The 25,974-nt window shown below is 65.6% G+C and carries 17 protein-coding genes; 8 read left to right on the forward strand and 9 right to left on the reverse strand.

What is annotated here, in order from left to right; all coding sequences use genetic code 11:
• Window positions 1–229: 229 nt before the first annotated feature.
• Window positions 230–679 (forward strand): GatB/YqeY domain-containing protein, encoded by a 450-nt coding sequence (locus AB843_RS16825; RefSeq protein ID WP_048648046.1) that lies wholly within the window; start codon window positions 230–232, stop codon window positions 677–679.
• A 163-nt stretch (window positions 680–842) separates the two neighbouring features.
• Here AB843_RS16825 and AB843_RS16830 read toward each other — a convergent pair whose 3' ends face one another.
• Window positions 843–1,871, reverse strand: a complete 1,029-nt coding sequence (locus AB843_RS16830; protein WP_048648047.1) for an AraC family transcriptional regulator — start codon at window positions 1,869–1,871, stop codon at window positions 843–845.
• Window positions 1,872–2,066: 195 nt separating this feature from the next.
• Here AB843_RS16830 and AB843_RS16835 point away from each other — a divergent pair, with 195 nt between their 5' ends.
• Window positions 2,067–2,519, forward strand: a complete 453-nt coding sequence (locus AB843_RS16835; protein ID WP_048648048.1) for a cupin domain-containing protein — start codon at window positions 2,067–2,069, stop codon at window positions 2,517–2,519.
• A 101-nt stretch (window positions 2,520–2,620) separates the two neighbouring features.
• Window positions 2,621–4,108: a flavin-containing monooxygenase gene (locus AB843_RS16840; protein ID WP_048648049.1), complete on the forward strand. Its 1,488-nt coding sequence runs from the start codon at window positions 2,621–2,623 to the stop codon at window positions 4,106–4,108.
• Here AB843_RS16840 and AB843_RS16845 read toward each other — a convergent pair.
• Window positions 4,105–6,492, reverse strand: a complete 2,388-nt coding sequence (locus AB843_RS16845) for a bifunctional diguanylate cyclase/phosphodiesterase (protein WP_048648050.1) — start codon at window positions 6,490–6,492, stop codon at window positions 4,105–4,107. The two genes, AB843_RS16840 and AB843_RS16845, sit on opposite strands and share 4 nt — an antisense overlap.
• Window positions 6,493–6,751: 259 nt before the next feature.
• Here AB843_RS16845 and dnaG point away from each other — a divergent pair, with 259 nt between their 5' ends.
• Together dnaG and rpoD are read left to right on the forward strand one after the other, a co-directional pair.
• On the forward strand, window positions 6,752–8,692 hold the full coding sequence (gene dnaG / locus AB843_RS16850; RefSeq protein WP_048648051.1) for a DNA primase: 1,941 nt from the start codon (window positions 6,752–6,754) through the stop codon (window positions 8,690–8,692).
• A gap of 388 nt (window positions 8,693–9,080) precedes the next feature.
• A complete protein-coding gene (gene rpoD, locus AB843_RS16855) occupies window positions 9,081–11,081 on the forward strand; it encodes an RNA polymerase sigma factor RpoD (RefSeq protein ID WP_048648052.1) in 2,001 nt (666 codons plus the stop codon).
• A gap of 166 nt (window positions 11,082–11,247) precedes the next feature.
• Here the strand turns inward: rpoD and AB843_RS16860 are convergent, their stop codons facing one another.
• Window positions 11,248–14,904: a DUF7929 domain-containing protein gene (locus AB843_RS16860; RefSeq protein ID WP_048648053.1), complete on the reverse strand. Its 3,657-nt coding sequence runs from the start codon at window positions 14,902–14,904 to the stop codon at window positions 11,248–11,250.
• Between the two features lie 11 nt (window positions 14,905–14,915).
• Complete coding sequence (locus AB843_RS16865) at window positions 14,916–16,922, reverse strand: NHL repeat-containing protein (protein WP_048648054.1); 2,007 nt, start codon at window positions 16,920–16,922, stop codon at window positions 14,916–14,918.
• A gap of 400 nt (window positions 16,923–17,322) precedes the next feature.
• On the opposite strand from AB843_RS16865, the gene AB843_RS16870 reads away from it, so the two are divergent.
• From AB843_RS16870 to AB843_RS16880, 3 genes are all read left to right on the forward strand, one after another.
• Window positions 17,323–17,895 (forward strand): sigma-70 family RNA polymerase sigma factor, encoded by a 573-nt coding sequence (locus tag AB843_RS16870; RefSeq protein ID WP_048648055.1) that lies wholly within the window; start codon window positions 17,323–17,325, stop codon window positions 17,893–17,895.
• A complete protein-coding gene (locus AB843_RS16875) occupies window positions 17,892–18,545 on the forward strand; it encodes an anti-sigma factor (RefSeq protein ID WP_048648056.1) in 654 nt (217 codons plus the stop codon). Before AB843_RS16870 ends, AB843_RS16875 begins: the two co-directional genes overlap by 4 nt.
• Window positions 18,546–18,669: 124 nt before the next feature.
• Entirely contained in the window at window positions 18,670–20,043 is a 1,374-nt protein-coding gene (locus AB843_RS16880; protein ID WP_048648057.1) for a S8 family serine peptidase, read from the forward strand.
• Between the two features lie 68 nt (window positions 20,044–20,111).
• On the opposite strand, the gene AB843_RS16885 is transcribed toward AB843_RS16880, so the two are convergent.
• Genes AB843_RS16885 through AB843_RS16905 form a run of 5 tightly spaced genes read right to left on the reverse strand, consistent with a single transcriptional unit; the run spans window position 20,112 to window position 25,912 of the window.
• Window positions 20,112–21,179, reverse strand: a complete 1,068-nt coding sequence (locus tag AB843_RS16885; protein WP_048648058.1) for an energy transducer TonB — start codon at window positions 21,177–21,179, stop codon at window positions 20,112–20,114.
• A complete protein-coding gene (locus AB843_RS16890; RefSeq protein ID WP_048648059.1) occupies window positions 21,176–22,063 on the reverse strand; it encodes an ABC transporter ATP-binding protein in 888 nt (295 codons plus the stop codon). Before AB843_RS16890 ends, AB843_RS16885 begins: the two co-directional genes overlap by 4 nt.
• Window positions 22,063–23,061 (reverse strand): FecCD family ABC transporter permease, encoded by a 999-nt coding sequence (locus tag AB843_RS16895; protein ID WP_048648060.1) that lies wholly within the window; start codon window positions 23,059–23,061, stop codon window positions 22,063–22,065. Before AB843_RS16895 ends, AB843_RS16890 begins: the two co-directional genes overlap by 1 nt.
• Window positions 23,058–24,029, reverse strand: a complete 972-nt coding sequence (locus AB843_RS16900; protein WP_082143874.1) for an ABC transporter substrate-binding protein — start codon at window positions 24,027–24,029, stop codon at window positions 23,058–23,060. Before AB843_RS16900 ends, AB843_RS16895 begins: the two co-directional genes overlap by 4 nt.
• On the reverse strand, window positions 24,026–25,912 hold the full coding sequence (locus AB843_RS16905) for a TonB-dependent receptor plug domain-containing protein (RefSeq protein WP_048648061.1): 1,887 nt from the start codon (window positions 25,910–25,912) through the stop codon (window positions 24,026–24,028). The genes AB843_RS16900 and AB843_RS16905 overlap by 4 nt, the downstream gene beginning before the upstream one ends.
• Window positions 25,913–25,974: the final 62 nt, after the last annotated feature.

Here is a 25,974-nt window from a genome sequence, read left to right on the forward strand (position 1 = left end):
GCCATATGGCGCAACGAAGTGCGTCGAGCGGAAGGCCAACCGGCCCGTCCACCCGCACAGAACCAAGATTGTCCATGCAAGGCGCGGACAATAAGCAAAGGCAGATATGCGGTCAATTGCCGACGGATAATTATTTATCGTAATATTTCCAATGGCTTATGAAATTGCAACCGCTTGCTTCATGAACCAGCCAGAGCTATGTTCACCCTTGCGACGGGAGACAGGTGTTATGCGCGAGAAATTCGCCAGGGCGTTGAATGACGCCGTTAAACAGCAGGACAAGCGCCGCATTTCAACGCTGCGTTTGATCCAGACGGCCATCAAGGACCGTGACATCGCCAATCGCGGCGCCGGCAAGGATCCGGTCAGCGATGACGAGATCTTGCAGATTCTGGTCAAGATGGCCAAGCAGCGCCAGGAATCGGCCAAGGCCTTCGAAGAAGGCAACCGGCTCGAACTGGCCGAGCAGGAGCGTGAGGAAATCGCCATCATCGCCGAGTTCCTGCCCAAGCCGCTCGGCGAGGCCGATCTGCAGAAGGTCTGCGAACAGGTGGTGCATGAGGTCGGCGCCGACGGGTTGCGCGACATGGGCCGCTGCATGAACGCGCTGAAGGAAAAATTCCCCGGCCGGATGGATTTCGGCAAGGCGAGCGGCATCGTCAAGGGCATGCTGCGTTAAGGCAATTCGTCGTTTCACGGAAACGACGAATTTGCTTTAACTTCTTATTTTGCCGCATTTATGCGGACGTCAGATGATTCCACCTGACTGCAAAATGCTATAACGACTGCCTCATACATTCGCCTTCCGCGACGATCGATAAGGCGCCGCATTGTCGGCGCCTTTATGCGCGGGTGTCGATGAAGGCCGGTACGGTCGCCCGCGCTGCGCGGCGCACAGTCTCGCTCGGCAACTCGCCGAATTCCCGGCGGTAGTCGCCGGCGAAGCGGCCGAGATGCGTAAAACCCCATCGGCAGGCGACATCCGTCACCGCTGCGTTTCCCTCGCCGGCGATCAGCTCGTAGCGGACGCGACGCAGGCGCTCGCGCGCCAGGCTGCGCATCGGCGAGGAATTGAGGATCGTCCGGTACCCGAGTTGCAGGGTGCGCGGGGCGACGCCGGCGGCGCGGGCGATATCGACCAGCGTCAGCGGCTCGGCCGCGTGGGCGCGAATGAATTCTTCGGCGCGCTTGATGTGGCGCGGGTTCGCGCCGGGGCGCTCGTCAGCGAAGAACAGGCTGCAATTGTTGGGCTGGCCGCGCAGGAAGAGTTCGAGCAGGCGTTGCTCGTTGAGCACTGTCTGGATCGTCGGCCGTCCCGGCGCCGTTTCGGCGGCATGGAACATCGCGTTGGCCATGCCGCGCCATGCCAGCATCTCAGGACGCGAGAAGTCGATCAGCGGATCGAAGATCAATGGGCCGGGCAGGCGGCGGTCGAGCAATTGCTCGGCCAGCGCCAGGAACGGCGCCTTGCGCACCTGCACCAGGATCTGGGCGCAGCCCTGCCACCACTTCATGCGGGTGGCGAGGTCGGCATTGAGCACGGAGGCGACGTCGCGATTGGTCAGGAACTCGCGGCCGCCATTGCGGATCGTGGCCGCGCCGGTGACCGGCATCTGGATCAGGTAGAAATCGCCGAGTTCGCCCGGATCGATCAGCACATCGGCCCCGTAGCTGATGTAGTTCAGCGAGATGATGTCGCCGGCGGCGTGATGATGCTCGGCGCGAAACGGCTTGCGGTCACCGATGATGTCCAACCGGTGGCTGCAGAATTTCTCCGCGACCCGCTCCCTTGCGCAGTCGAGATCGTCCGACCGGAAAAGGACATGTGCAGAAAGCGGAGCCGCCGTGCGGGGGGCCTCGTTCGCGTGCATGGGCGGCAGATTAGCACATTCCCCTGCGGCATAAACCGCGAAGCGCGGCCTGATGCCGCGCCGTGACGATTGTTGCGTTTTTCGGATAGTCGGCGCGCCGGTTGGATAGCGGCCGGAGGGGCGGGGGTGTAGCGTTCTGGAGGAACCGGAAGACGGCCGCGCAAGGCCGCATCCGCCAACAATGGGAGTTTTCAGATGAGCAAACAGCTCGACAAGGGCATCACCCGCGAAGGCGCGGGCTTCAACGGCAAGACCTGGAACATCCTCGGCCAGGTCTATCTGCCGAAAGCCGCATGCGAGAGCACTTTCGCCTTCGAGACGAACAGCGAGCCGGGCCAGTTCGTGCCGGTGCACATCCATCCGACGCAGGACGAGTTCATCCTGGTGCAGGAGGGCGAACTCGACCTCAAGCTCGACGGCGAATGGCTCAAGGCGAAGGCCGGCGACCTCGTGCGGATGCCGCGCGGCATTCCGCACGGCTATTTCAACAAGTCCGACAAGCCGACGCGAGCGCTGTTCTGGGTCTCTCCGGCACGGATGCTGGAGGAATTGTTCGGCAAGCTGGACAACCTCGCCGATCCGGAAGAGGTGGTGAAGATCTCGGCGATGCACGAGGTCGACTTCCTGCCGCCCGAAGCCAACGAATAGCGAACGAGACACGGCCGGAACCGGCATTGGTCGGCGCGCGAAGGCGCGCCGGACGGTGGAGCGCGCGCGGCTGGACAAGGGGCCGGACAAGGGGAACAACAATGGTTGAGAAGAAGAATGTCTGCGTCATCGGCGCCGGCGTGAGCGGTCTTGCCGCGGCAAAAGCCTTCATGGAGCGCGGGCATGCCGTCAGCGTCATCGAGCGCAGCCACGATCTCGGCGGCGTATGGGAGCCGTCGCGATCCTATCCCGACGTGCAGACGCAGAGCCCGAAGGAGCTCTACCGCTACACCTCGAAGCCGATGCCGGCGGATTATCCGGAATGGCCGAAGGGACCGCAGGTGCATGCCTATCTGAGCGACTTTGCGAAAGAGAACGGCATCGTGCCCCATATCCGCTTCGACACGGCAGTCGCCGGGATGAAGCGCCGCGCCGACGGCAACAGGGGCTGGACGCTGACGCTCGCCACGCCGGACGGCGAGAAGAGCGAGGACTTCGACTTCGTCGCCGTCTGCAGCGGACAGTTCAGCGACATGAACATGCCCGCATTTCCCGGCCGTGAGGCATTTAAGGCCGGTGGCGGGCAGGTGCTGCACTCGTCGCAATACACCGACCCGGCGAACGTGAAGGGCAGGCGCGTGACGGTGCTCGGGTTTTCCAAGTCGGCGACCGACATCGCGGTCAATGCGGTGAAGTCAGGTGCTGCCGGCGTCACCATCGTCTATCTGGAATCGGTGTGGCGCATCCCCTACTTCATCGGCGGCCTGATCAACTTCAAGCGCATCCTCTATATCCGCGCGCAGGAGAAGATGTTCCCCGGCTGGGGCCAGACCGCCATGGCACGGGTCAGCCACGCGCTGGCAAAGCCCTTCGTCTGGGCAAACTGGCGCGCGCTCGAAAGCCTGCTGGCGCTGCAACTGAAGCTGAAGAAAACCGGGCTGCGGCCGAAGAAGCCGATCGAGACCGGCATCAACTGCTCGGTGCCGATCGTCACGCCCGGATTCTTCGACATGGTCGCCGATGGACGGATCAAGGCGATCCAGGGCACGTTCTCCCGATACGAGGAAGGCGCGGTGGCCCTGTCCGGCGGCGAGCGGGTCGGGACCGACATCGCGATCCTGGCGACCGGGTGGAAACTCGGCGTGCCGTTTCTGCCGCAGGCGTACGCACGCAAGCTGGTCGAGCCCGACGGGCAATACCGGCTCTACCGCATCATCGCCAATCCGGACCTGCCCGACATGGGGTTTGTCGGCTTCAATTCCTCATTCTGCACCGTTCTGTGCGCGGAACTGGCGGCAAACTGGCTGGTGCGCTACGCCGACGGGATGCTGGAGAACCAGCCGACACCGGAGGAGATGAACGCCAATATCGAGATGATGCTGCGCTGGAGGCGGGAGGAACGCCCGGCGGCCGGCGTCTATGGCGGGCTTTGCGTCGCGCCGTATCATTTCAAGCATTTCGACGAGCTGATCGCCGACATGGGCGCGAAGGTGCGCAAGCGCAATCCGTTGGCGGAAAACCTGTCGCCGCCGAACGCCGATGCCTATGCGCGCTACCTGAAGAGCGCGCCGGATTACCGGGCGGTCTAGGCAGCGCTGGCGGCCGGTTGCTGCGGCACATCCGGGCTGGATTCTTCGGAAAAATCCTCGATCGGCGCCGGGCGGCCGAGATAGTAGCCCTGGCCGATCTGGCACAGCTCCCTGGAGAGGAAGCTCAATTCGCCCGATGTCTCGACACCCTCGGCCAGCACCGGCAGGCCGAGGCCCCGACCGATGCCGAGCACGGCCCTGACGATGGTGGCGGCCTGTTCGTTGGTGTCGACCTGGCGGATGAACGAGCCGTCGATCTTGATCTTGTCGAAGGGGAAGGCGCGCAGATTGGACAGCGAGGAATAACCGGTGCCGAAATCGTCCATGGCGACCCGCACGCCGAGCGCCTTCAACTGGCGCAGGCTGGCCAGCGCGCGGTGCATGTCGCGCACCAGGGCTGTTTCGGTGATCTCGATCTCCAGGCGGTGCGGCGACAGGCCGCTTTCGAGCAGGATGCGATGGACCGTCTGCGGGAAATTGGCGCTGTGCAACTGCACGCCTGAGACATTGACGGCGATGGTGAGGTTCGACGACCAGCCGGCGGCGGTCTTGCATGCGGTCTGCAGCACCCATTCGCCGATCGGTACGATGGCGCCGCTTTCCTCCGCCACCGGCACGAAGACCGATGGTGAGACGCTGCCGCGCTCGGGATGCTGCCAGCGCAGCAGCGCCTCGTAGCCGATGATTTCACCCGTATCGAGCTTTTTCTGCGGCTGGTAGACGAGGTGGAATTCCTTGCGCGAGACCGCATGGCGCAACTCATGTTCCATGATGCGGCGCGAGCGCGCCTCCTGGCCCATGGCGTGTTCGTAGAAGCGGAACGTGTCGCGGCCCTCCGACTTGGCGCGGTAGAGCGCGGTGTCGGCGTGGGTGATCAGGGTTTCCTGGTCCTTGGCGTCGGCGGGATACAGCGCGATGCCGATGCTCGTCGACATCAGGCCGTCGCTGGTGGCGCGCTCGTTTTCGTGGCGGAACGCCTCGAGGATGTTTTCGGCAAGGATGGCGGCCTGGCGCGGATCGGACAGGCCAGGCGCGATGACGGCGAACTCGTCGCCGCCGAGCCGGGCCAGCATCTGCCCCTCGGCGAGCACGCGACCGGCGCTTTCGGCGACCTTTTGCAGCATGGCGTCGCCGGCGGCGTGGCCGAACAGATCATTGACTTCCTTAAAGCGATCGAGATCGAGGCAGAGCAGGGCGATCGACCGGTCGTCCGGCAGGGCAGCCATCTCCTGTTCGAGCCGAGCGGAGAAATTGCGCCGGTTGGGCAGGCCGGTCAGCGTGTCGTGCAAGGCCAGGCGACGAATATCCGCCTCGGCCTTCTTGCGCTCGCTTATGTCGCGCACGGCGATGATGGTGTGCGGCCGGCCGCCATAGTCGATGACGCGCGAAATGATCTCGACTGGATGGCGGCCGCCATCGCTGTGCAGAAGCGTGGCTTCCCAGATCGGTTCGGCACTGCCCGTCGTGGTGCCCGAGGTGGTGATGGTGCTGAAAAGCTCCGTGAACTCCATGCCCGCCAGTTCGTCCAAACTGCGGCCGCTCAGCGCGCACAGGCTCTTGTTGGCGGTGATGACGATGGTGTCGTCGCAGACGATGAGGCCTTCAACGGCAGCGTTGGCCAGGCCGTGCATGCGGCGCTCTTCAAGCTTGGCACGCAGGCCGTCGCGAATGTCCACCCACAGGGCGAGACCGGTCAAGGTCAGGATGGCGAAGGCGGCGAGAGACACGCCGGCGGCCAGCCACTCGGCGGGCACGGAGGAGGGCGAGATCATCACCGATGCATCGGGATGGATCGACACGGCGCCCATGGCGATGAAATGCATGCAGCAGATAGCCAATGTCAGTGTCAGCGTGCCGATGACATTGGTGACACCCGACGGGCGACGCAGGGCGACGCGAATGGCGATGGCGCCCAGGAGGACGCCGGCAAACAGGGACGCGGCGACCAGCCGCTGGTCCCAGGCGATGCGGCCTTCGACCTGGAAAGCCAGCATGCCGGTGAAGTGCATGGCGGCGATGCCGGCGCCCAGGATCGCTCCGCCAACCAGGTGGTGATCGAGCGTCTGGCGGGCGGCGGCGATGGCGATGCCGGTGCCGGTGATTAAGACCGCCACGACAAGTGAGGTCAGCGTGAGCGGCAGATCATAGGCATTGGGAATGCCCGGCGCGAAGGCCAGCATGGCGACGAAATGGGTGGCCCAGACACCGAAGCCGAAGGAAACGGCGGAGACGGTGGCCCATAAATAGCGCATGCGGCCGTGGGCGCGGCGCAGATGCTGCAGCAGGCTTATCGCCGCAAAGGATGCCAGCGCACCGACGATGCCGGCCAACAGGACCAGGCTGGGGTTATGTTCATTGACAATGCAGTTATAGACCGTAAGCACGTTGGATCCGCCACCCTGGGTTGTACGCCTGTCCTGTCAGCCTTCGGTACCACCGGTCCGGGCTGCTTCTTCGGCTTTTCGCGCCGTTGAATTGCTCGTAGCATGGGGGCATTGAACAATCGGTTAAGTTGCAATCGGTGCGGCATGCGCGGAATTGTCGGTGGCAATCTGTGAATACCGGTAAGAACGCGCGCGGGGAATTCGCTGTCGCCGCTGATCGTGCTTATATGAATGTCGAAACAGGCCTGATCCGAACATTATGCGTTTCTCAACTTCGTTCCTCGATGAAATCCGCGACCGCGTGCCCATCTCGCAGGTGGTCGGCACGCGCGTGACATTCGACCGGCGCAAGACCAATGCGTCGCGCGGCGACTATTGGGGCTGCTGCCCGTTTCACGGCGAGAATACGCCGAGCTTTCACTGCGAGGACCGCAAGGGCCGCTACCATTGCTTCGGCTGCGGCGTTTCGGGCGATCATTTCCGCTTTCTGAGCGAACTCGACGGGATCAGCTTTCCGGAAGCGGTCGAGCGGGTCGCCGACATGGCCGGCGTGCCGATGCCCGAACGCGACGTGCAGGCCGAGCGACGCGAAAAGGAACGCGCTTCGCTGACCGATGTCATGGATATGGCGGCCGGCTTCTTCCAGGACATGCTGCAGGGGCAGGCGGGAGCTGCGGCGCGCTCTTATCTGCGCGGGCGCGGGCTGTCGAGCGCCACGCAGCAGACCTTCCGGCTCGGCTATGCGCCGTCGAGCCGCAATGCGCTGAAGGAATTCCTGGCCGGCAAGGGCGTGATGAAGGAGCAGATCGAAGCCTGCGGGCTGGTGGTCTTCGGGCCGGACATTCCCGTTTCCTACGATCGCTTCCGCGACCGCATCATGTTCCCGATCGAGGACGCGCGCGGCCGGGTGATCGCCTTTGGCGGGCGGGCGCTGTCATCCGACGTGTCGGCCAAATATCTCAATTCGCCTGACACCGAGCTCTTTCACAAGGGCAATGTGCTGTACAATCTGGCCCGTGCCCGGCGCGCGGTGGCCAAGGGCGGCAGCGTCATCGCCGTCGAGGGCTATATGGATGCCATCGGCCTGGCGCAGGCCGGTTTCGACAATGCGGTGGCGCCGCTCGGTACGGCGCTGACGGAAAACCAGCTCGAACTCCTGTGGCGCATGTCGGGCGAACCCGTACTGTGCTTCGATGGCGACGAGGCGGGCCTGCGCGCCGCCTGGCGGGCCGCCGACCTGGCGCTGCCGCTGGTGCAGCCCGGGCGCAGCCTGCGCTTCGTCATGCTGCCGGAGGGCAAGGACCCGGACGACATCGTGCGCGAGGCAGGGCCTGACGCGTTCGCGGCGATGCTGTCGAACGCGCGGCCGCTGGCCGACCTGCTGTGGATGCGCGAGACCTCCGGCAAGGAGTTCGACACGCCCGAACGTCGTGCCGAACTGGAGAAGAACCTGCAGGCGCTGACCGGCCGCATCGGCGACGAGAACTTGCGCCGGCATTATGCGCAGGACATGCGCGAGCGGGCGCGAACGTTCTTCGGCGCAAGCAACACGACGCGGCGCGGACCGGGAGGGGGACAGGGCGGCGGCTTTCGCGAGAGCGGCCAGCAGAGACCGGCGGGCCGGCCGGGGGCCGCCTCGGGCCGGTTCGCGGTTTCCGAAAGCCTGGCGCGTTCGGCCATGGTGCGCAGCGCGGCACCGACGATGCCGCTGCGCGAAGCGGTGCTGATGGTCGCGCTGATCAACCACCCCGAGCTGATCGACGAGCATTTCGACGCTGTCGAGCAGATGATGCTGGCCAGCACCGATCTGGCGCGTTTGCGCCTGGCCGTGCTCGACGCCGTGGCCCACAACCAGAAACACGATCGGGCCCTGCTTCTGGCGAAGATCGAGGCTGACGGCCTTTTGGCGGTCTGGGCGCAGGCGGAGTTGCGAGTCAAATCGGCCTATCAATGGCCGGCGCTGGAAAACGCCGCGCTGGACGATGCGCGCGAGGCCTTCGCCCAGACGCTCCACTTGCACCGCCGCGCGGGCTCTCTACATAAGGAGCTGAAAGCGGCCGAAATGGCGCTGGCGACCGACTGGAACGAAGAGGATGCGCGGCACCTCGTGGAAATCCAGGCGGAACTCGGCAATCTGCAGGCGACCGAAGCGCTGATCGAAGGCTTCGGAATTCTTTCAGGACGGGCGAATCGCTCCTGATGCGGACAAGCAGGTTTGTGTCCCGCGCCGTGCGCGGAAGGTTCTGAACTGTGAAAAAGAGTGCGATTCGTTGACTGATTCGCTTTTTTACGGCGAATCATGGCCGTGCGGCTTGACCTGGCGCGCGATTGCAGGAATCAGGATCGATTCGACAAAGACTGTTTGGCACCCCACATATGGCAGGGCGAAACAGAACAAGCGCAAGATACCGAAATTGGACGTGACGGGGAGTACCTCTCAGGATCAGGCTCAGTATCAGGGTTAATCGGGCATTAACGCGGCAACAGCTAGATCACGAATCAGGTTGCGAGAATGCCGCTACGGACGCTCGCGGGAGCGGCAGCGACGGGGTCGGCATTGAACCCCGCTCGGTTGGAGAAGACAAAGCATGGCGACAAAAGAGAAGGAAGAGGTCGAAACCGAACGCGAGGGCTCCGACGGCCCGTTGCTCGACCTTTCCGACGACGCAGTCAAGAAGATGATCAAGGCCGCCAAGAAGCGCGGCTATGTGACGATGGACGAGCTGAACGCCGTCCTTCCTTCCGGCGAGGTCAGTTCCGAGCAGATCGAAGACACGATGGCGATGCTGTCCGACATGGGCATCAACGTGGTCGAGGACGACGAGGTCGCCGAGGACAATGATTCCAGCGATGACAACGAAGACAGCAACGAGCTGACCGAGCGGGCAGGCACGGCGCTTGCCGCGGCCGCCAAGAAAGAGCCGACGGACCGCACGGACGATCCGGTGCGCATGTATCTGCGCGAGATGGGTTCGGTCGAGCTTCTGTCGCGCGAGGGCGAAATCGCCATCGCCAAGCGCATCGAGGCCGGTCGCGAGACGATGATCGCCGGCCTGTGCGAAAGTCCGCTGACCTTCCAGGCGCTGATCATCTGGCGCGACGAACTGACCGAAGGCAAGATCCTGCTGCGCGAGATCATCGATCTCGAGGCGACCTATGCCGGCCCCGAGGCAAAGCAGGCGCCGGTGGTGCAGCGGCCCGACGAGAACGAGAAGCCGGCTGAGGACAAGACGAAGCGGGCGCGCAGCGACGACGACATCACCAATGTCGGCGGCGAGAGCCAGACGGAGGAAGACGACGAGGAAGAGGACGAGGCCAATCTGTCGCTGGCGGCGATGGAAGCCGAGCTCAAGCCGGGCGTCATGGAGACGCTGGACTTCATCGCCGACACCTACAAGAAGCTGCGCAAGCTGCAAGACCAGGAAGTCGAATCGAGCCTGGCCGACGGCGACAGCCTGTCGGCAAGCCAGGAGCGCCGCTACAAGCAGCTGAAGAGCGAATTGATCACCTCGGTGAAATCGCTGTCGCTGAACAATGTGCGCATCGAGACCCTGGTCGAGCAGCTCTACGACATCAACAAGCGCCTCGTGCAGAACGAAGGCCGGCTGCTCAGGCTGGCCGAAAGCTATGGTGTCCGGCGCGAGGACTTCCTGAAAGAGTATCAGGGCTCGGAGCTCGACCCGAACTGGGCCGAGCGGATCGCCACGCTGACGACGCGCGGCTGGAAGGAGTTCACCAAGAACGAGGTGAAGGGGATCGACAATCTGCGCACCGAGATCCAGAATCTGGCGCAGGAAACGGCGATCTCGATCGGCGAGTTCCGCCGCATCGTCAACCAGGTGCAGAAGGGCGAGCGCGAAGCGGCGATCGCCAAGAAGGAAATGGTCGAGGCCAATCTGCGCCTGGTCATCTCCATCGCCAAGAAATACACGAACCGCGGCCTGCAGTTCCTCGATCTCATTCAGGAAGGCAATATCGGCCTGATGAAGGCGGTCGACAAGTTCGAGTACCGCCGCGGCTACAAATTCTCCACCTATGCGACCTGGTGGATCCGGCAGGCGATCACCCGTTCGATCGCCGATCAGGCGCGGACGATCCGCATCCCGGTGCACATGATCGAGACGATCAACAAGATCGTCCGCACCTCGCGCCAGATGCTGCACGAGATCGGCCGCGAGCCGACGCCGGAGGAACTGGCCGAAAAGCTGGCCATGCCGCTGGAAAAGGTGCGCAAGGTGCTGAAGATCGCCAAGGAGCCGATCAGCCTCGAAACGCCGGTCGGCGACGAGGAGGATTCGCATCTGGGCGATTTCATCGAGGACAAGATGGCGGTGCTGCCGATCGACGCGGCGATCCAGGCCAATCTGCGCGAGACGACGACGCGCGTTCTGGCGTCGCTGACGCCGCGCGAGGAGCGCGTGCTGCGCATGCGTTTCGGCATCGGCATGAACACCGACCACACGCTGGAGGAAGTCGGCCAGCAATTCTCGGTGACGCGTGAGCGCATTCGCCAGATCGAGGCGAAGGCACTGCGCAAGCTGAAGCACCCGAGCCGCTCGCGCAAGCTGAGAAGCTTCCTCGACAGCTGATCGGATCGACAATCCAGACATGAAAAGAGCCGGGCTTTACGCCCGGCTCGATCGCTGACACCCCCGGCTTTGGCCGGGGTTTTGATTCACCGGGTCGGTTGGAACGACCGGGGCTTGTCGGCGGTTTGAGCCCCGCCGGCGAACCGGCGGGGCCTTTCAACCTCGATCACTGGATCTGGTTGCTGTTGTCGCGCGGCCGCAGGAGCTGCGGGGTGATGCGCAGCGGGCGATCGAGCTGTTGCGGCACCCGGTTTGCCGGCGGCCGATTCTGCACCGGGCGGCAATTGGGGAAGGTCCCCGTCGTGCCACGCGGGCAGCGCTGCTGGACGACCGGGCGGCAGTTGGGGAAGGTCCCCGTCGTGCCGCGCGGGCAACGCTGCTGGACGACCGGCCGGCAGTTCGGGTAGCGACCCGTCGTGCCACGCGGGCATTCGCGCTGCACTTCCGGCTTGCGGCAGGCGCCGGCGACCAGGCGGGTTCCGCGCGGGCAGACGCATTGTCCGTCCTTGGTGCGGATCATGCCTGGCAGCAGGCGGCATTGCTGGACGATCGGCCGGCAGTTGGGCGGCGTGCCCGTGGTGCCACGCGGGCAACGCTGCTGGACGACCGGCCGGCAGTCCGGGTAGCGACCCGTCGTGCCCCGCGGGCATTCGCGCTGCACTTGCGGCTTGCGGCAGGCGCCGGCGACCAGGCGCGTTCCACGCGGGCAGACACACTGTCCGTCGCGGGTGCGGATCTGGCCAGGCAAGAGCCGGCACTCGGCCTGCGGCCTTGGTTTCTCGGGCTGCGGCCTTTCCGGCTCGGGTTGCGGCCTTGGCCTTGGACGCGGCGTCGGGATCGGCGTCGCGCTATCGCCGGAGCACTGGCCGTTGCGGAAGGTGGTGCCTTCCGGGCAGACGCAGCGACCGTCACTGTTGAGCACGAAGCCGGGCGAGCACTGCTCCTCTTCCTCCTCGACCGGGAGGATGCGGAACTCGTGGCAGTCGAACGGACGCTTTGCGCCGGGTGTTGCCGGGCCGACGGTGGCCATGGCGCGGACATCGGCGTCCGGTGGAACGACGGCGGCGCAGTTGCGACCGTTGGCCCCGTTGCCCACCGCGTTGGCAAGCCCGCCATCCATCGGCAGTTCGACCGTCACCTCGTGGACGCGGCTTTCGCCGGCGCCGAGCGTCAGGTCGGTTTCGCAGACGAAGGGCAGGGCCGTCGGCTCCGGCGTGCAGCCGAAGGGCGGGTTGACGGAGACGATGGTCGCCGGAACGCCGCCAAAGCCCTCGACCGTCAGCGCATCGCCGATCCGCACCGGACCGGAGATGGAGGACGGACCTTCGTTCCTGATGGTGATCTGGAACGTGCAGGGTTCGCCGAGCAGGCATTGCTGGTCGCCGGTCTTCTCGACCGTGATCTGCGTGCCTCCCTGAGCGCAGGCTTCGCCGAACGGATAGACGATGTCGTCACCCGGCGCCGGGCCGAAGGAACCGCGTGCGCAGTTCTCGAACCGCTCATTGGGTGAGACATTGACCGTCACGTCGAAGTGACGCGACGTTCCAGGCGTCATGACCGCACCGGGGATCTGACAGCCGAGCGTGGCTGCCGGAACCGGATCGCAGGTCCATTCGGGACCATCCGGCGTCACGGTCTGGATGTCGACCGGCGTGCCCGAACCGATGATCTCGGCGGCATCGTTGACACGCACCGGGCCCATCGGGGCGGAGGTGCCGACGCTGCTGACCGTGATGCGGCAGGAGACGCCACCGGCCGAGACGGCTGCCTCGCAGGTCTTCTGGATGCGCAGCAGCGGCTTGCCGGGCGTGCCCGGGATCGTCGCCTTGGCGCAGGCCTCGTTGTTGGCCAAATTGGTTTCACCGGGAAGCGGCGTCACCTTGGCGCAGTTCTCGACAATGTTGGTCGGATAGTCGCCGACGACCGTCGTCACCTGGATGTCGGTCGATGCGCCAGGAACCAGGTTCAGCATGGCATTGTCGCACTGGAAGGTGTTGCCGGCGAGCGGCGCGCAGGTCCAGGGCGGCGAGGGGCTGAACGTGGCCGAGACGACATCGCCGGCCGGGAAGGTGTCGACGAAGGTGACCGGGCCGTTGATCGGCACCGGACCGGCATTGTAGACGGTCACGACGTAGGTGCAGAGCCCGTCCGGCGTGCAGATGGCGGGTTCCGCACGCTTGCGGACGCCAATGTCTGGAATCCGACCCTCAGGCGGCGTGCACTCGGGCTCGCCGGGCAGGCAGATCGAAATCGAGGCGCAGGCCTTGTCGTTGGTGGGATCGCCGAACGGACCCTTGCCGCTGGCCGTATAGTCATACTCGGCGCAGTTGCGGATGCCGTGCCAGGTCCATCCCGGACCAGGCTGGAAGCCGAGCTTGAGTTCGACGAACTCGCCCGGATTGAGCGTGGTGGCGGGATGCTCGCAGGACATCGGGCTCACCATGGGCAGGCATGTCCACGGTGCGTTGGGACCGGTGACGACGGTGGCGCTGCCGGGGGTCGTGACCTCGTCGAGGACGATCTTGCCGGTGTAGGGCGCATCGCCCGCATTCGAGACGCGGATGGTGAAGTCGCACGACCCGTCGATCTCGCAGGTCGCCTCGTCGGCGCGCTTCTCGACCTTGATGTCGGGTTCGCCCTCGTCATCGGGCGGGCAATCGAGATCCTCGGGGATTTCGATATCCACCACCTGCGAACAGCACAGGCCGACGCCTTCGGCCGGTCCGGCATAGGTTTCGATGCCGGTGACGACGAGGCGCACCGTATCGCCGGGAAGGGCGCCGGTGATCTCCCATTCCAGCGTGCCGCCGCCGGCGGGCACGAGCTGGTCCGGCGGATCGACGACGATGCCGGGCGTGGGCGAGCCGACGGCAACGACGCGGCCTCCCATCTCTGGTCCGACATGCATGCGGTAGATGTAGGCACCGCCGCCGGGCACGCAGTCCACCTCGCCGGTCTCGACCGAGAAGCAGGCTTCTTCGGGCCCGTCGCCAGGTGGCGGGGGCGGGGGAGGCGGTTCGCAATCGGTCACGTCTATGGCGATGGTGGTCGGCTCGCCGGTCTTCCAGTCGCCGTCGTCCGGCACGGCCGGATCATGCGACGGCATGGTGCCGAGCACGGTGCCGTCATCGGCCTTGATGACGGACACCATCGCCTGGTTGTCGACATTGACGACAGCCGGGAAGGCTGCCTGGTCGATCCTGGCAGTGATCTTGATGTCGATGTAGCGTTCCGTCAGGCTGCCGTCGCCATTAAGATCGGTGGCCGAGAGCCTGAAATCGGCGAGCGACAGGGAATCGTCCGTCGTCGCCGTGGTGCCGACCGTATGGGCCGGGGCAGGGCTGCCGCCGGGACCGGTGATATCACCGGACACATCCACATCGACGATCTGAAGATTGGCGGGAAGCTGATCCGTCAGGTCGAAGCGGACGCGCGACAGCAACGTGTCGAACATGGGATGGGCGATCATGGCGGGTTCACCGCGCATGCCCAGGCGCAGGCGATATTGCACATAGTCGCAATCGACCTGGACGCCGCGTTTTTCGAAGAAGGGGCGCAGCCGGTCGCTTTCGGGAGCCGGCTCCAGAGGGGTCAGCTCGATGCGCGGTCCTTCGCCGCCGCCTTCGGGGGCGAGTTCACGCAGTTCGGGGGTTTGCGCGTTTGCCGGGTTGACGCCGGCGGAAGGCACAAGCGCTGCGGAGAGCGCCATGCCCGCCGCCAGAAGCCAGCGCGGCGCGCGCACTGTCGTGGCAAGGGGTTTCATGATCGTCTCCATGACTTCGTTGAACGTGTTCCGTTCTGGGGTGAAAGTGGACATGGTCATCTCTCCCTCCCTCACGGTGCACAGGATTCAAGCGGCGTTTCGAGCGGCAAATTCACCTTGCAACAGGGGAAGTAGCCACCCGCCTTCGCATCGGCATCCTTGTAGAAACAAAGGCCGAGATCGACGGTCTCGCCGGGAAAATGGCCGGTCACACTGAAGGTGAACGGCGTTGCCAGGCTGGGCACCGTCTGCTTGGGCGGGAAAACGCCGACGCCGGGGGTCAGCGATTTCGCAGAGAGCGAATCGCCGCCGATACCGGCGCGGTCACGGATGTAGAGATCGGCCTCGAGGCCGGCGGGCGTGCAGAAATAGTCCGCAGCCTCGACCTCGATACAGGGGGGCAGATCGTTTGGCGGCGGGAAGCCGGGAGGCCAGCCGGGCACGGGATAGTCGCCCGGATAGGGGATCGGCTCGTAATAGCCCGCGCGCCCCTCGCAGGGCCGCCAGACCTCGACGTCGCCGACGTGACCCTTGACCTCGGGATTGTCGAAGAAGCCGTCGTAATCGGTGAACCACGAGCCGAAGGGCGGTTCGTTCTGCGGCCGGACCAGGAAGGATGCGGTGAGCTGCACCCCATGAACGGCCAACGGCCCGCCTTCGACGAGCTGGTCTTCGAGCGCCGGATTGTCGCGCAGCCTGTCGCCGGTCTTCACCAGCGTGTCGCTGCAGGCGTTGCGGTTGAATTGCCCCTGCGCATCATAGCCATATTGCAGGTCGATGCCGCCGGCCGTCTGGCGGTGAGGCTCGGGGAAGCCGACCGCATATTCCTGCGGCACGGGCACCCAGATGCTTTCCGTTGCCGGATCGTCCGGGCTTTCGCGCCAGTAGCGCAGGACAGAGGCCTCGCCGCTGTCGGCGAAGCTCGAATAGTCGTAGCGGTTCTCCACCTCGCCGCGCTGGGCGAGATACATGTAGCCGCGCGTGTCGAAGGCGATGTCGGTGACGGCGAGGTCTTCCTGCGCCTCCACCGTCAGCTCCCAGCGCGGATCGCCGGCGAAGGTCCCGTCGCGGGCGATGCCCACCGACCAGATTTCCGCCTCCTCGCCGACCGCGTAGTAGAGCCTGCCGCCATGGACGGCGAGACCGTGGACGCGGCGCTCTTCCTGCGTGTAGCCCCATGTGCGGGGCTCCTCCGCGTCGAAGGCGGCGCCGGCGATGTCCATCACCGCGCCGTCGTCGGCGAGCGGAGCCAGTCCACGCGTGGGCCGACCTTCGACGCCGTGGTCGAAGGTGTCGACCAGGTTGCCGTCGATGTCGATGCGGTGGATGAGACCGGTGTCGAGGTCGGAGGCGAAGAACTGCCGGTGCGAGCGATCGAAGGCGACGTTGCCGATACCGGGGCCGCTGTTGGTGTCAATGTCGGCGAACAATTCCACGGCGCCGGTGATCCCATCGATCTTCCAGATCGAGCCGGGGCCACCGCCGTTCTTCTCGCCGAACTGGCCGTCCATGAAGCGGGCGCCGGCTGTGCCGCGACGCTGGCGCTCAGGACGTCCGTCCTCGTCTTCGTCCTCGGTGACGATCTGGAGGCCATGCAGCGAGGTGGCGGCGGCATAGAGGTTCGGCACGATGGCGGTCGTGTCGTCGCGCTTGCCGTCGTCATAGGCGAGGCCGAAGACTTGGCCGATCTCGCCGGCCGGCACCTCGAAGGGCGGCGGCGTGAAGACGACCTGACCGGTTGGCGGCGCGCCAAGCCAGGTCATGTCGAAGATGCGCAGCGAGGCGCGCTCCATGTCGATGAAGGTCTCGTCGACCGGATCGACACCCGGCAGGAGACCTTCCTCGAAGCCCGGAATGACCGTGCCGGGGAACCCCGTGACGGCCATGAAGCCCGGCTGGATGATGGCGCTGTCCTGCGCCTGGACGGGCGCCGCAAGCGCTATACCCGCGGCCAGGGCAAGAGCAATGGCCGCGGAACTCGATGCAAGATGTCTTGATGCTGTATGCCTGGCAAAAAAGCTGGAACGGAGGTTCGTCTTCCCGACGCCGCGCGTCGAGAACCGATGGTTGTGCCGCATAACATGCCTCCCGATACCGTTCGGGGAGGTGGCCGGCGGGGCGTTCGTGTCGCGCCCGATCCCGCTTTTCCCGGCTAATCCCCTCGAAGCAGGGTTTTTATCAACCCCGTCAACGACGAGGGTACGCCGTCGCTTACGCAGCGTCAACAAAGCCGCGCCGGACGACGTCCGGGGCGGCTCCATCGACTGCCTGCAGTCGTGGTTTCGTGTCATCAGAACACTCCTTTCACGGGCGCGCACCATGCGGACCCTATTGCGTGGGTCTGACGGGGGCGTGAAAAGGTTCACCGGTTGCTGCTTCTGGTTTTGGTAAGCATCATCGGGTAGCGTTTCGACAATTGGGGGAGAATGCGATGAACCAAGTCGATCCGCCGCGCGACACAGCATGGAAGGGCCTGCCATGAGCGGCGCGCCGGACCCTGCGTCCGACGCAGCGCTGGTGGCGCGGGTAGGGCGCGGCGACCGCGCGGCACTCAGGCTCTTGTTCATGCGCCATCACGCGCGGGTGTTCCGCTTCGTGATGCGCCAGACGGGATCGGAAACCATGGCAGACGACATCGCAAACGAGGTTTTTCTGGAAGTGTGGCGCCAGGCGCCGCGCTTCGAGGGCCGTTCCCAGGTCTCGACCTGGCTCATCGGCATTGCCCGCTTCAAGGCGCTCTCGGCGTTGCGCAAGCGCACCGAAAGCGCGCTGGAAGAGGGCCAGGCCGAAGCGATGGCCGACAGTGCCGACACGCCGGAGGTATTGGCGATGAAGGACGACAAGGCATCCGCCTTGCGCCGCTTTGTCGACATGCTTTCGGAGGAGCATCGCGTGGTGGTGGATCTGGCCTATTATCACGGCAAGTCCGTTACCGAGATCGGCGAGATCCTGGCCGTGCCCGTCGCCACGGTGAAGACAAGAATGTTTTACGCCCGCAAGAAGCTCGGCGAAGCCTTGCAGGCATCCGGATATGATCGAGGCTGGCCATGAGTGAAAACGCTTTTGCAAATCGCCGTGACCGGCTCGAGGCGCTACTGCCGTTCTTCCTGAACGGAACCCTTTCGGGTGCGGAGTTGCACGAGGTCGAGGAATGGCTGGCCTCCGATCCCGAGGCGATGGCTTCGCTGGCCGAGGTCGAGAGCGAGTATTCCGCGACGACGGCCGGGAACGAGGCGATCAGGCCGCCGGCCGATGCGCTGGCACGGTTTTCCAGGGCGCTGGAGCGTGAAGCCGGGCCCGAGCGGGCGGCTAGGCTCTCGCTGCGCGAGCGGCTCACCCGCCTGATGCCGTCCATGCCTGTGCAGGCCGCCTGGGTGGCGGCCGGGCTGGCGCTGGCGATCCTCGTCGGGCAGACCGTGTGGATCAATCTCAACGGCAACGAGCATTACTCCGTTGCCGGGGCTGATCGCGAGGATGCGCCCTTTGCCTTCGTCACCTTCAAGGGCGACGCATCCATGGCTGATGTCTCGGCGGCGCTCGGCGAACTCGGGCTTGAGATCGACGCCGGGCCGCTGCCCGGCGGGCTCTACCGCGTCCTTGTGTCCGCCGAGACCGTCGCGCAGTATGACGAGATCGCCGCCGCACTGGAAAAAACCGATGTCGTTGAAACCGTGGTGACGGGGCGGAAGCCCGGCAGCTAGACCGGTTCAGCGTTTCATGGAAACGCTGAACCGGTCTAGCTCCTTGTTTTTCCGCATTTATGCGGACGTCAGGTGATTCCACCTGACTGCAAAATGCTCTAGCTCGATTTGCAGGAAAGATCCCATGGTTCGCGCTATTCTGATCGCCATCCTGTTTCTCTCGCCCACTGCGGCTTTTGCGCAGAGCGCTCCGCCCTCCACGGCGCGCGACCCGGCGCAGACTTCCCAAACCGCGCCGTCAGGCGGGCGCAATGTGGTTCTGCTGCCGCAGATCCTGGCCGATCTGTTCGGGCCGGGGCAAGGCGGCGATGCCGCGCCGCCGGCGCCGAACGGCGCTTCCGCTCCCACCGACGCGGCACAAGGTGGCGGGCAGGGCAATCCCGCAACGCAAACGCCGGCACCCATCCAGCCACCCCGAACATCGCCCGTCACGTCACCTCGGGCCATTTCCGGGGCTTTCGTGCCGGACGAGGTGCTGGTGACGCTCGATGGCGGGGCTGGCGTGGCTGCGGAGGTCGCCGCACTGTTCGGGCTGCAAGTGCGTTCGACGCGCGTGTCCGGCCTGCTCGGCCAGACCGTGGCGCGGTTCGGCATTCCCGACGGCCGGCCGGTGGGCTTCGTCCTGGCGCAGCTTGCCGGCGACGGGCGGCTTGCCGCGCGCGTTCCCAACCACATCTTCGAGCTTCAGCAGGCGGCGGGCATCGTCAATTATGCATTCGAGAGGATCGCCCTCGATGCTTCCGAGGCGAGCGGCGAGACGGTCAGCGTCGCGGTCATCGACACGGCCCTCGACCCCGAGCACCCGGCGCTCAAGGGCGTGGTGGCCGGCGAATTCGACGCCTTGCCCGACATGGCGGTGAAGGATCGCGGCCATGGCACGTCGATCTCCGGGCTGATTGCCGGGCAGGGGCCGTTCCATGGCATGGCGCCCGGCGCGCGGCTGTTGCATGCGCGCGCCTTCGAGGGCGGTATTTCGAGCACGGACGTGCTTCTCTCGGCGCTCGACTGGGCGGCGAGCGAGGGCGCGCAGATCATCAATATGAGCTTTGTGGGGCCGGAAAACCCGCTGTTTGCCGCTGCCTGCCGCAATGCCATGGCGCGCGGCATCGTGCTGGTGGCCGCGGCCGGCAACAACGGTCCCGGCGCGCCGTTCGGCTATCCCGCCGCCTATGACGGGGTGATCGCCGTGACGGCGACGGACGTGCATGACAAGCTGATGGGGCAGGCCAATCGCGGGCGTTATGTGGATCTGTCGGCGCCGGGCGTCAATGTGATTGCGCCGATCCCCGGCGGGACGGATGTGGTGACCGGCACGTCTTTTGCCGCGGCAATCGTCTCGGGGGCAATCGCCAATCTGATGCGGGCGGGCGCAAAGCAGGAACCGGCGGCGCTGGCAACGCTTCTTGCTCGAACCGCCGTTGATCTCGGACCACCCGGGCGCGACGAGGATTTCGGTCACGGGCTGATCAACACCAAGGCTGCATTGGCCGGACGCTGAACCGGTCTAGCGCTTTGTTTTTCCGCATTTATGCGGACGTCAGGTGATTCCACCTGACTGCAAATGCTCTAATTCGAACGTCGAAAGTCCAGCTTCACCGAAAAGCTGATCGTTTTTCCGCCGACGCCTTCGGGCGGTCTTGGATAGGGCGCGGCGCGGCGCGCGGTGGCGAGCGCCTCCTGGTCGAGGACCGCGTCGCCTGACCCCTTGCGCAGCCTTACGCCGGCAAGACGTCCCGCCCGGTCGATGGTGATGGAGAGATTGGCCGAGCCGGTGATGTTTTGCCGCTCTGCCGCGCGCGGATAGCGCTTGTGGCGCTGGACATGCCCGAGGAGGCGGCGCGCGTAAGCGGCCTGCTCGCCCTTGGTCGCGCCACCCTGCCGGCCTGCGGACCGGGAATTGGCGGGCGCCGGCTTTGCTGCTTGCGGTTTGGCCGCCTGGCGCCGGGGTGGGCTTGCCTTGTGCGTCGCCGGCGCTTTTCGAACAACGGGCGGCGTCGGCCGTGGTGTGGGAACAGGCACCGCATCCGCCGGCAAGGGCACGGGCGGTGGCGTGGCGAGCACGGCGCTGCGGGCCGGATCGAGCGGCGGCAGGACGATCTCGTCCACCGGCGATGCGGGCGTTTCGACGGGCTGGTCTTGTAAAGGCGATGATTCCGGAAAGTCGGACAAATCGTTGTTCGAGCTTTCGTTTTCGGCCTCAACAGGTTCTTCGATTGGAGTGAGGTCGGGAGCATTCCGCGTTTCCGGCTCGTCCTCCGGCTGGATGGCCTGCTCGCTAATGACCGGTTCTTCCGGTGGCGTAGGCGGCGCTTCGAGGATCAGTTCGACCGAGACGGCGTCGGCCGCCGCCTCCATGCCCTCGACCGGCCAGTGTTCGGCCAGAAAGGCGACAATTCCGGCGTGGGCGAGGATCGAGACGAGGAGCGTTGCCATGATGCCGCCGGTCAGGGCTTTCCCGCGCACGGTCGCGGCGGGGCCGGCCGCCGGCGGAACCGGCGGAGCATTGTCGTTGGCGACGCCGCGTTGCGGGACGTCAAGCGGGGGCGGGGAAAGGCGCCTGCCGTGGTCGGATGGCGAGGCCACCGGTTCAGCCTCGGCAGGGCCGGGGCGTTTTAGGTCGGGCCAGACGGTCATGGCTGGTCGCTTGCGCCGATGAGATCGACCGGAGCGAGGATCAGGCCCTTGGCGTCGCGCGCCCGGTGCGCCCTGACGCCGTAGATTTCAGCCAGCCGTTCGTCGGTCAGGACGGTTTCCGGCGTGCCGGCGGCGGCGAGCGTGCCTTCCTTGAGCATGACGATTTCGTCGCACCAGCGCGCCGCCAGGGTCAGGTCGTGCAGGGAGACCAGCACCGTGCGGCCATCGCCGGCCAAGCGGCGCAACGCCTGCATCATGGTGATCTGATGGGCCGGATCAAGGCCCGAGGCGGGCTCGTCGGCGATGAGCAGCGGCGTGTGCTGGGCGACGGCCCGGGCCGCCAGAACGCGGGCCTGCTCGCCGCCGGACAATTCGGTGGCGATGCGGTCGGCGAGAGCGGTCACGTCCATCAAGGCCATGGCGCGGTCGACCACGGCGTGGTCTTCGGCGGAAGCCCGGCTGCCGAAGGAGCGCCAGGGAAGGCGGCCGAGCGCCACCAGATCGCGCACCTTCAGGCGCCAGCCGATGGCCCGCGCCTGCGGCAGATAGGCGATCAGGCGGGCGCGCTCGGCCGGGCCGATCCTAGACCGGTGCAGTGTTTCATAGAAACGCTGAACCGGTCTATCTCTTTGTTTTTCCGCATTTATGCGGACGTCAGGTGATTCCACCTGACTGCAAAATGCTCCTGTGAGGTCATGCGGGCCGAGGGTCATCGTGCCGCTGGCCGCCACCTGGCCGGCGAGCGCCCGCATCAGGGTCGATTTGCCGGCGCCATTGGGGCCGAGAAGGCCGACGACGCGGCCCGGCTCGATGCTCAGGGAAACGCCGTTGACGACCAGCCGACCGCCAAGGCTGACACGGATGTTGTCGACGGTGAGCCGCATCAGAGCATCTCCCGGCGCACGCGCATGACGAGCCACAGGAAGAAGGGCGCGCCGATCAGCGCGGTCAGCACGCCGACATTCAATTCGCCGGCCGGCAGGACGAGGCGGGCGGCGCTATCGGCGGCGAGCAGCAGGGCCGCGCCGCCGAGGGCGGCGGGCAGAAGGAGGCTGCTCGGCAATCGGTCGGTCAGCGGGCGGATCAGATGCGGGACGACGAGGCCGATGAAGCCGATCGTACCGGCCACCGCCGTTGCAGCACCCACCGAAAGCGCGACGCCGGCGACGATGAGGAACCGCGCGCGGCCCATATGGATGCCGAGGCTCGCAGCCGCCTCCTCGCCGAGCGACAGGGCATCGATGGCGCGCGCCGACAGGGCGATCAGCAGCCAGCCCAACGCCATCAATGGCAGGGCGAGTGCGACATGCTCCATCGAGCGGTCCTTCAGCGAGCCGAGCAACCAGAAGATGATTTCATAGGCGGCGAAGGGGTTTGGCGACAGGTTGAGCACCAGCGAGGTCAGCGCGCCCGCCAGGCTGGAGAGTGCCACGCCGGCGAGGATCAGGGTCAGGGTGGACCCCTGCCGGGCCGCGATGGCAAGCAGGATCAGGACGGCGGTGAGCGCGCCGATCAGCGCGCCGGCGGGCAGCGCGTAGAGCGAACTGCCGGCAAGGCCGGAATAGAAGACCGCGACGGCGCCGAGCGCGGCGGTGGCCGACACGCCGATAATGCCGGGCTCGGCCAGTGGATTGCGCAGGAAGCCTTGCAGCACGGCGCCCGACAGGCCGAGCGAGATGCCGATGCCGAGGCCGAGAAGGGCGCGCGGCAGGCGGATTTCGCGCATGATGATGCCTGCCCCCTCGCCGTGGTATTGTGCGGCGGCAAACAGGCCAAGAATGCTTTCGTCGAACCGCAGGTCCGCCGGGCCGACCAGCAGCGACAGGACGAACAGGCCGAGTGCGAGCACGGCCAGGCCGGTGTTGAGCAGGGCGGGCCTCACCGGGGCGCTCCCAGAGCGGGATGAGGAAAAGCGCGAAGCGGTTTTTCGCCCGCATCCCGCTCTGAACTATTGTGATCTGGTGCCGGGCACGGGGCGATTTCCGCGCGCAGCCGGGCGAGCGCCCGCACCGCCTCGATGACCGAGGGTGCGCCGCAGGACCAGGAGCCTTCCGGCACGAAGGCGCCAATGCGGGTGCCCGGCAGGGCGGCGATGGCCGGGTGACGCGGCACTTGCGCGCCCAGCGTCGGCGCGCCGGCTGGCTTTCCGGTGATGATGACGTCGGGCCTCTGCACGACGATCTGCTCGAGCGGGAAGGGCGTCATGCCGACGACGCCGAGATCGGCGGCGAGGTTCCTGAAGCCGGCGGCCTCAAGCACGGAATCGGCCAGCGTTCCCCGGCCGAGCGCCACGCCGTTCTGGTCATAGGCGATGGCGGATGGGCGCCGGTCGCACTGCCGGCGCTTGATGTCGGCGAGTTCAGCCGCGAAGCGGGTGGCGATCTCCTCCGCCCTGTCCTGGCGGCCAAGCAGGCTGCCCATGCGGCGGATTTCGCCGGGGATGGTGTCGAGGGTCTGGACGAAGGAGAACTCCTCCACGGCAAAGCCGAGGCGCTTCAGGAGCGCGCTGGTGTTGTGCAGCGAATAGGTGCCCGTGACGACGAGGTCCGGCTTTTGCAGGAACACTTCCTCGGCGAGGCCGCGATTGGCCAGGTATTCTTTTGCCTCCTCATGCAGCATGGACAGGCTTGGCTCGCGGGCGAGGAAGGACACAGACACGAGCTGGCCGGGCGCGGCCAGCGCCATGGCGAGCTGGTCGGTGCAGACATTCAACGACATGACACGCATGGGCGCGTTGGGAAGCGGCATGACACGCTTGGGCGCGGCGGGCGCCGGCGCGGCGAGGAGCGCGCCGGCCAGAAGGACGAGGCCGAAAAGAGACAGGATGCGCTTCCGACCCCTTGTGCTCATGGCTTGAACTTCGCCTTGAAGCCGGCGAAGACCGAAAAGCCTGGCGAATTGAAGCCGCGCGCTGTCTGGTAGCGCTGGTCGAGGAGATTTTCGGCGCGCAGGTAAAGCTCGCTGTCCTCGGTCGGCTTATAGGCGAGCTTGGCGTTGACGAGGAGGTAATCGTCCAGCTTGGCGCCGCCGGTGTCGACCGTGTCGATGTTCGCCCTGGCGGTCGCCGACAGGGTCCATTTTTCCGCCGGGCGCACCGCCGCCGTGAGGCCGATCGCGTGGCGCGGCACCCGCGGCAGGCGCATATCGTTCTGATCGACCGAACGGGTGTAGGTGTAGGCGCCGCCGAGTTCGAGCCAGTCGTTCACCGCATAGGTCAGGGAAGCCTCCACACCCCGCTGGCGCGAGGTGCCAGCGATCTGCCGATACTGGCATGAGAAGGGGCCGGTCGGAACGCAGTCGATGAGGTCGTCGATGTCGAGCTGAAAATAGGTCACATCCGCGGTGATGCGCTCGTCAAGGAATTTCTGCTCGACGCCGAAGTCGAAGCCGAAGCTGGTTTCGGGCTGAAGGTCTGGATTGCCGGTGCCGAAGCCGGCATAGAGCTCGTAGAGGCTGGGGGCGCGATAGCCGGTGCCCAGCGAGGCGTGCAGCCTCGTTCCCAGATCAGGAATGAGATAGGCGCCGGTGAAGCGATAGGTCGTGTGGCCGCCGAAGCCGCTATGGTCATCGTGGCGCAGGCCGAGCGAGACGTGGAGATTGTCGACCGGCTGCAGGTTGGCCTGTAGCCAGGCGCCGGCCTGGTGGAACGAATCGTCGGTCGGTGTAGAGCCAACAGAATCGTCGGCGTATTTTGCGTTCTGCTGTTCGTAATCGGCGCCGAACTGGAGGGCGAGGCGCTCGTTGATCTCGAAGCCGCCCTGATAGTCGGCTTTGACGCGAGTGCCCTCAAAGGTGCCATTATAGGGGCCGTAGGTGGTGGAGTAGATGTCACGCTCGATGTTGAAGCCCTGCAACGAGACGCTGTTCGTGAAGCGACCATCCATCAGGTTGAGGTTGAAGCCGATACGGCCTGCAAGCTGCTTGCTGAAATTCGTGTTGTCGGGATTATCGCCGGGAACGGCGCCGTCGTCGTCGAACTCCGCTTCGGCGTCGATATAGAGCCCGGAAGCGAAGACGGAGAAGACGTCAGAGAAGGCGTGCTCGACATTGGCATCGAATGTGATGTTCTCGTAGCCGTCGCGCTCGGTGCCGGCGGCGGCCGACGAGATGCCGTCGGTGCGGAAGCCGATGACGTTGAGCGACAGCTTCGATTGTTCATTGGCCGCGCGCAGGCCATAGGAGCCGCTGAGCGTGCCATGGGAGCCGCCTTCGCCCTGGATGACATGGGCAATGCCGGGTTCGACGTCAGCGAATGTCGACAGGCTGATCACGCCGGCGATGGCGTCGGATCCGTAGAGCGTGCTTTGCGATCCCTTCAGCACCTCGATCCTGTCGATGCCGCCGGACAGCAGATACTGATAGGAGGTCTGCACCTGCGTGTTGGTGGGGTCGGAAATGTCGATGCCGTTGTAGAGCGTCTTGACGTAGCGGCGCGGTGCGCCGCGCACGGAAAGGCTGCCCTCGGCACCACGGCCGCCGGGGGACGATATGGACACGCCGGGAAGCAGATCGAGATATTCGACAATGACGGGCAGCGACTGTGCCTCGATCTCCTCGCTGTCGACCACCGCAACGCTGGAGCCCACCTTGCTGCGGTCGGTGGGGGCGCGGTTCGGTGTGACGACAATGGTGCCAAGGTCGAAATCCTGCGCTGCGGCCGGCAGGACCGGCACCGCAAGCATCAGCGTCGATACGCCAATCAGGTATGGCGGAATTTGCAGTCTTGAAAGCATGCTTGCCTCTCCCGGAAGCGGACTTCAATGTTGCCGGAGAGGGAAGGTTTTCCTTGTCGTTC

Origin of the sequence: Nitratireductor soli (assembly GCF_001050155.1) — a bacterium.
In the GTDB taxonomy this organism is placed as follows: Bacteria; Pseudomonadota; Alphaproteobacteria; order Rhizobiales; family Rhizobiaceae; genus Nitratireductor; species Nitratireductor soli.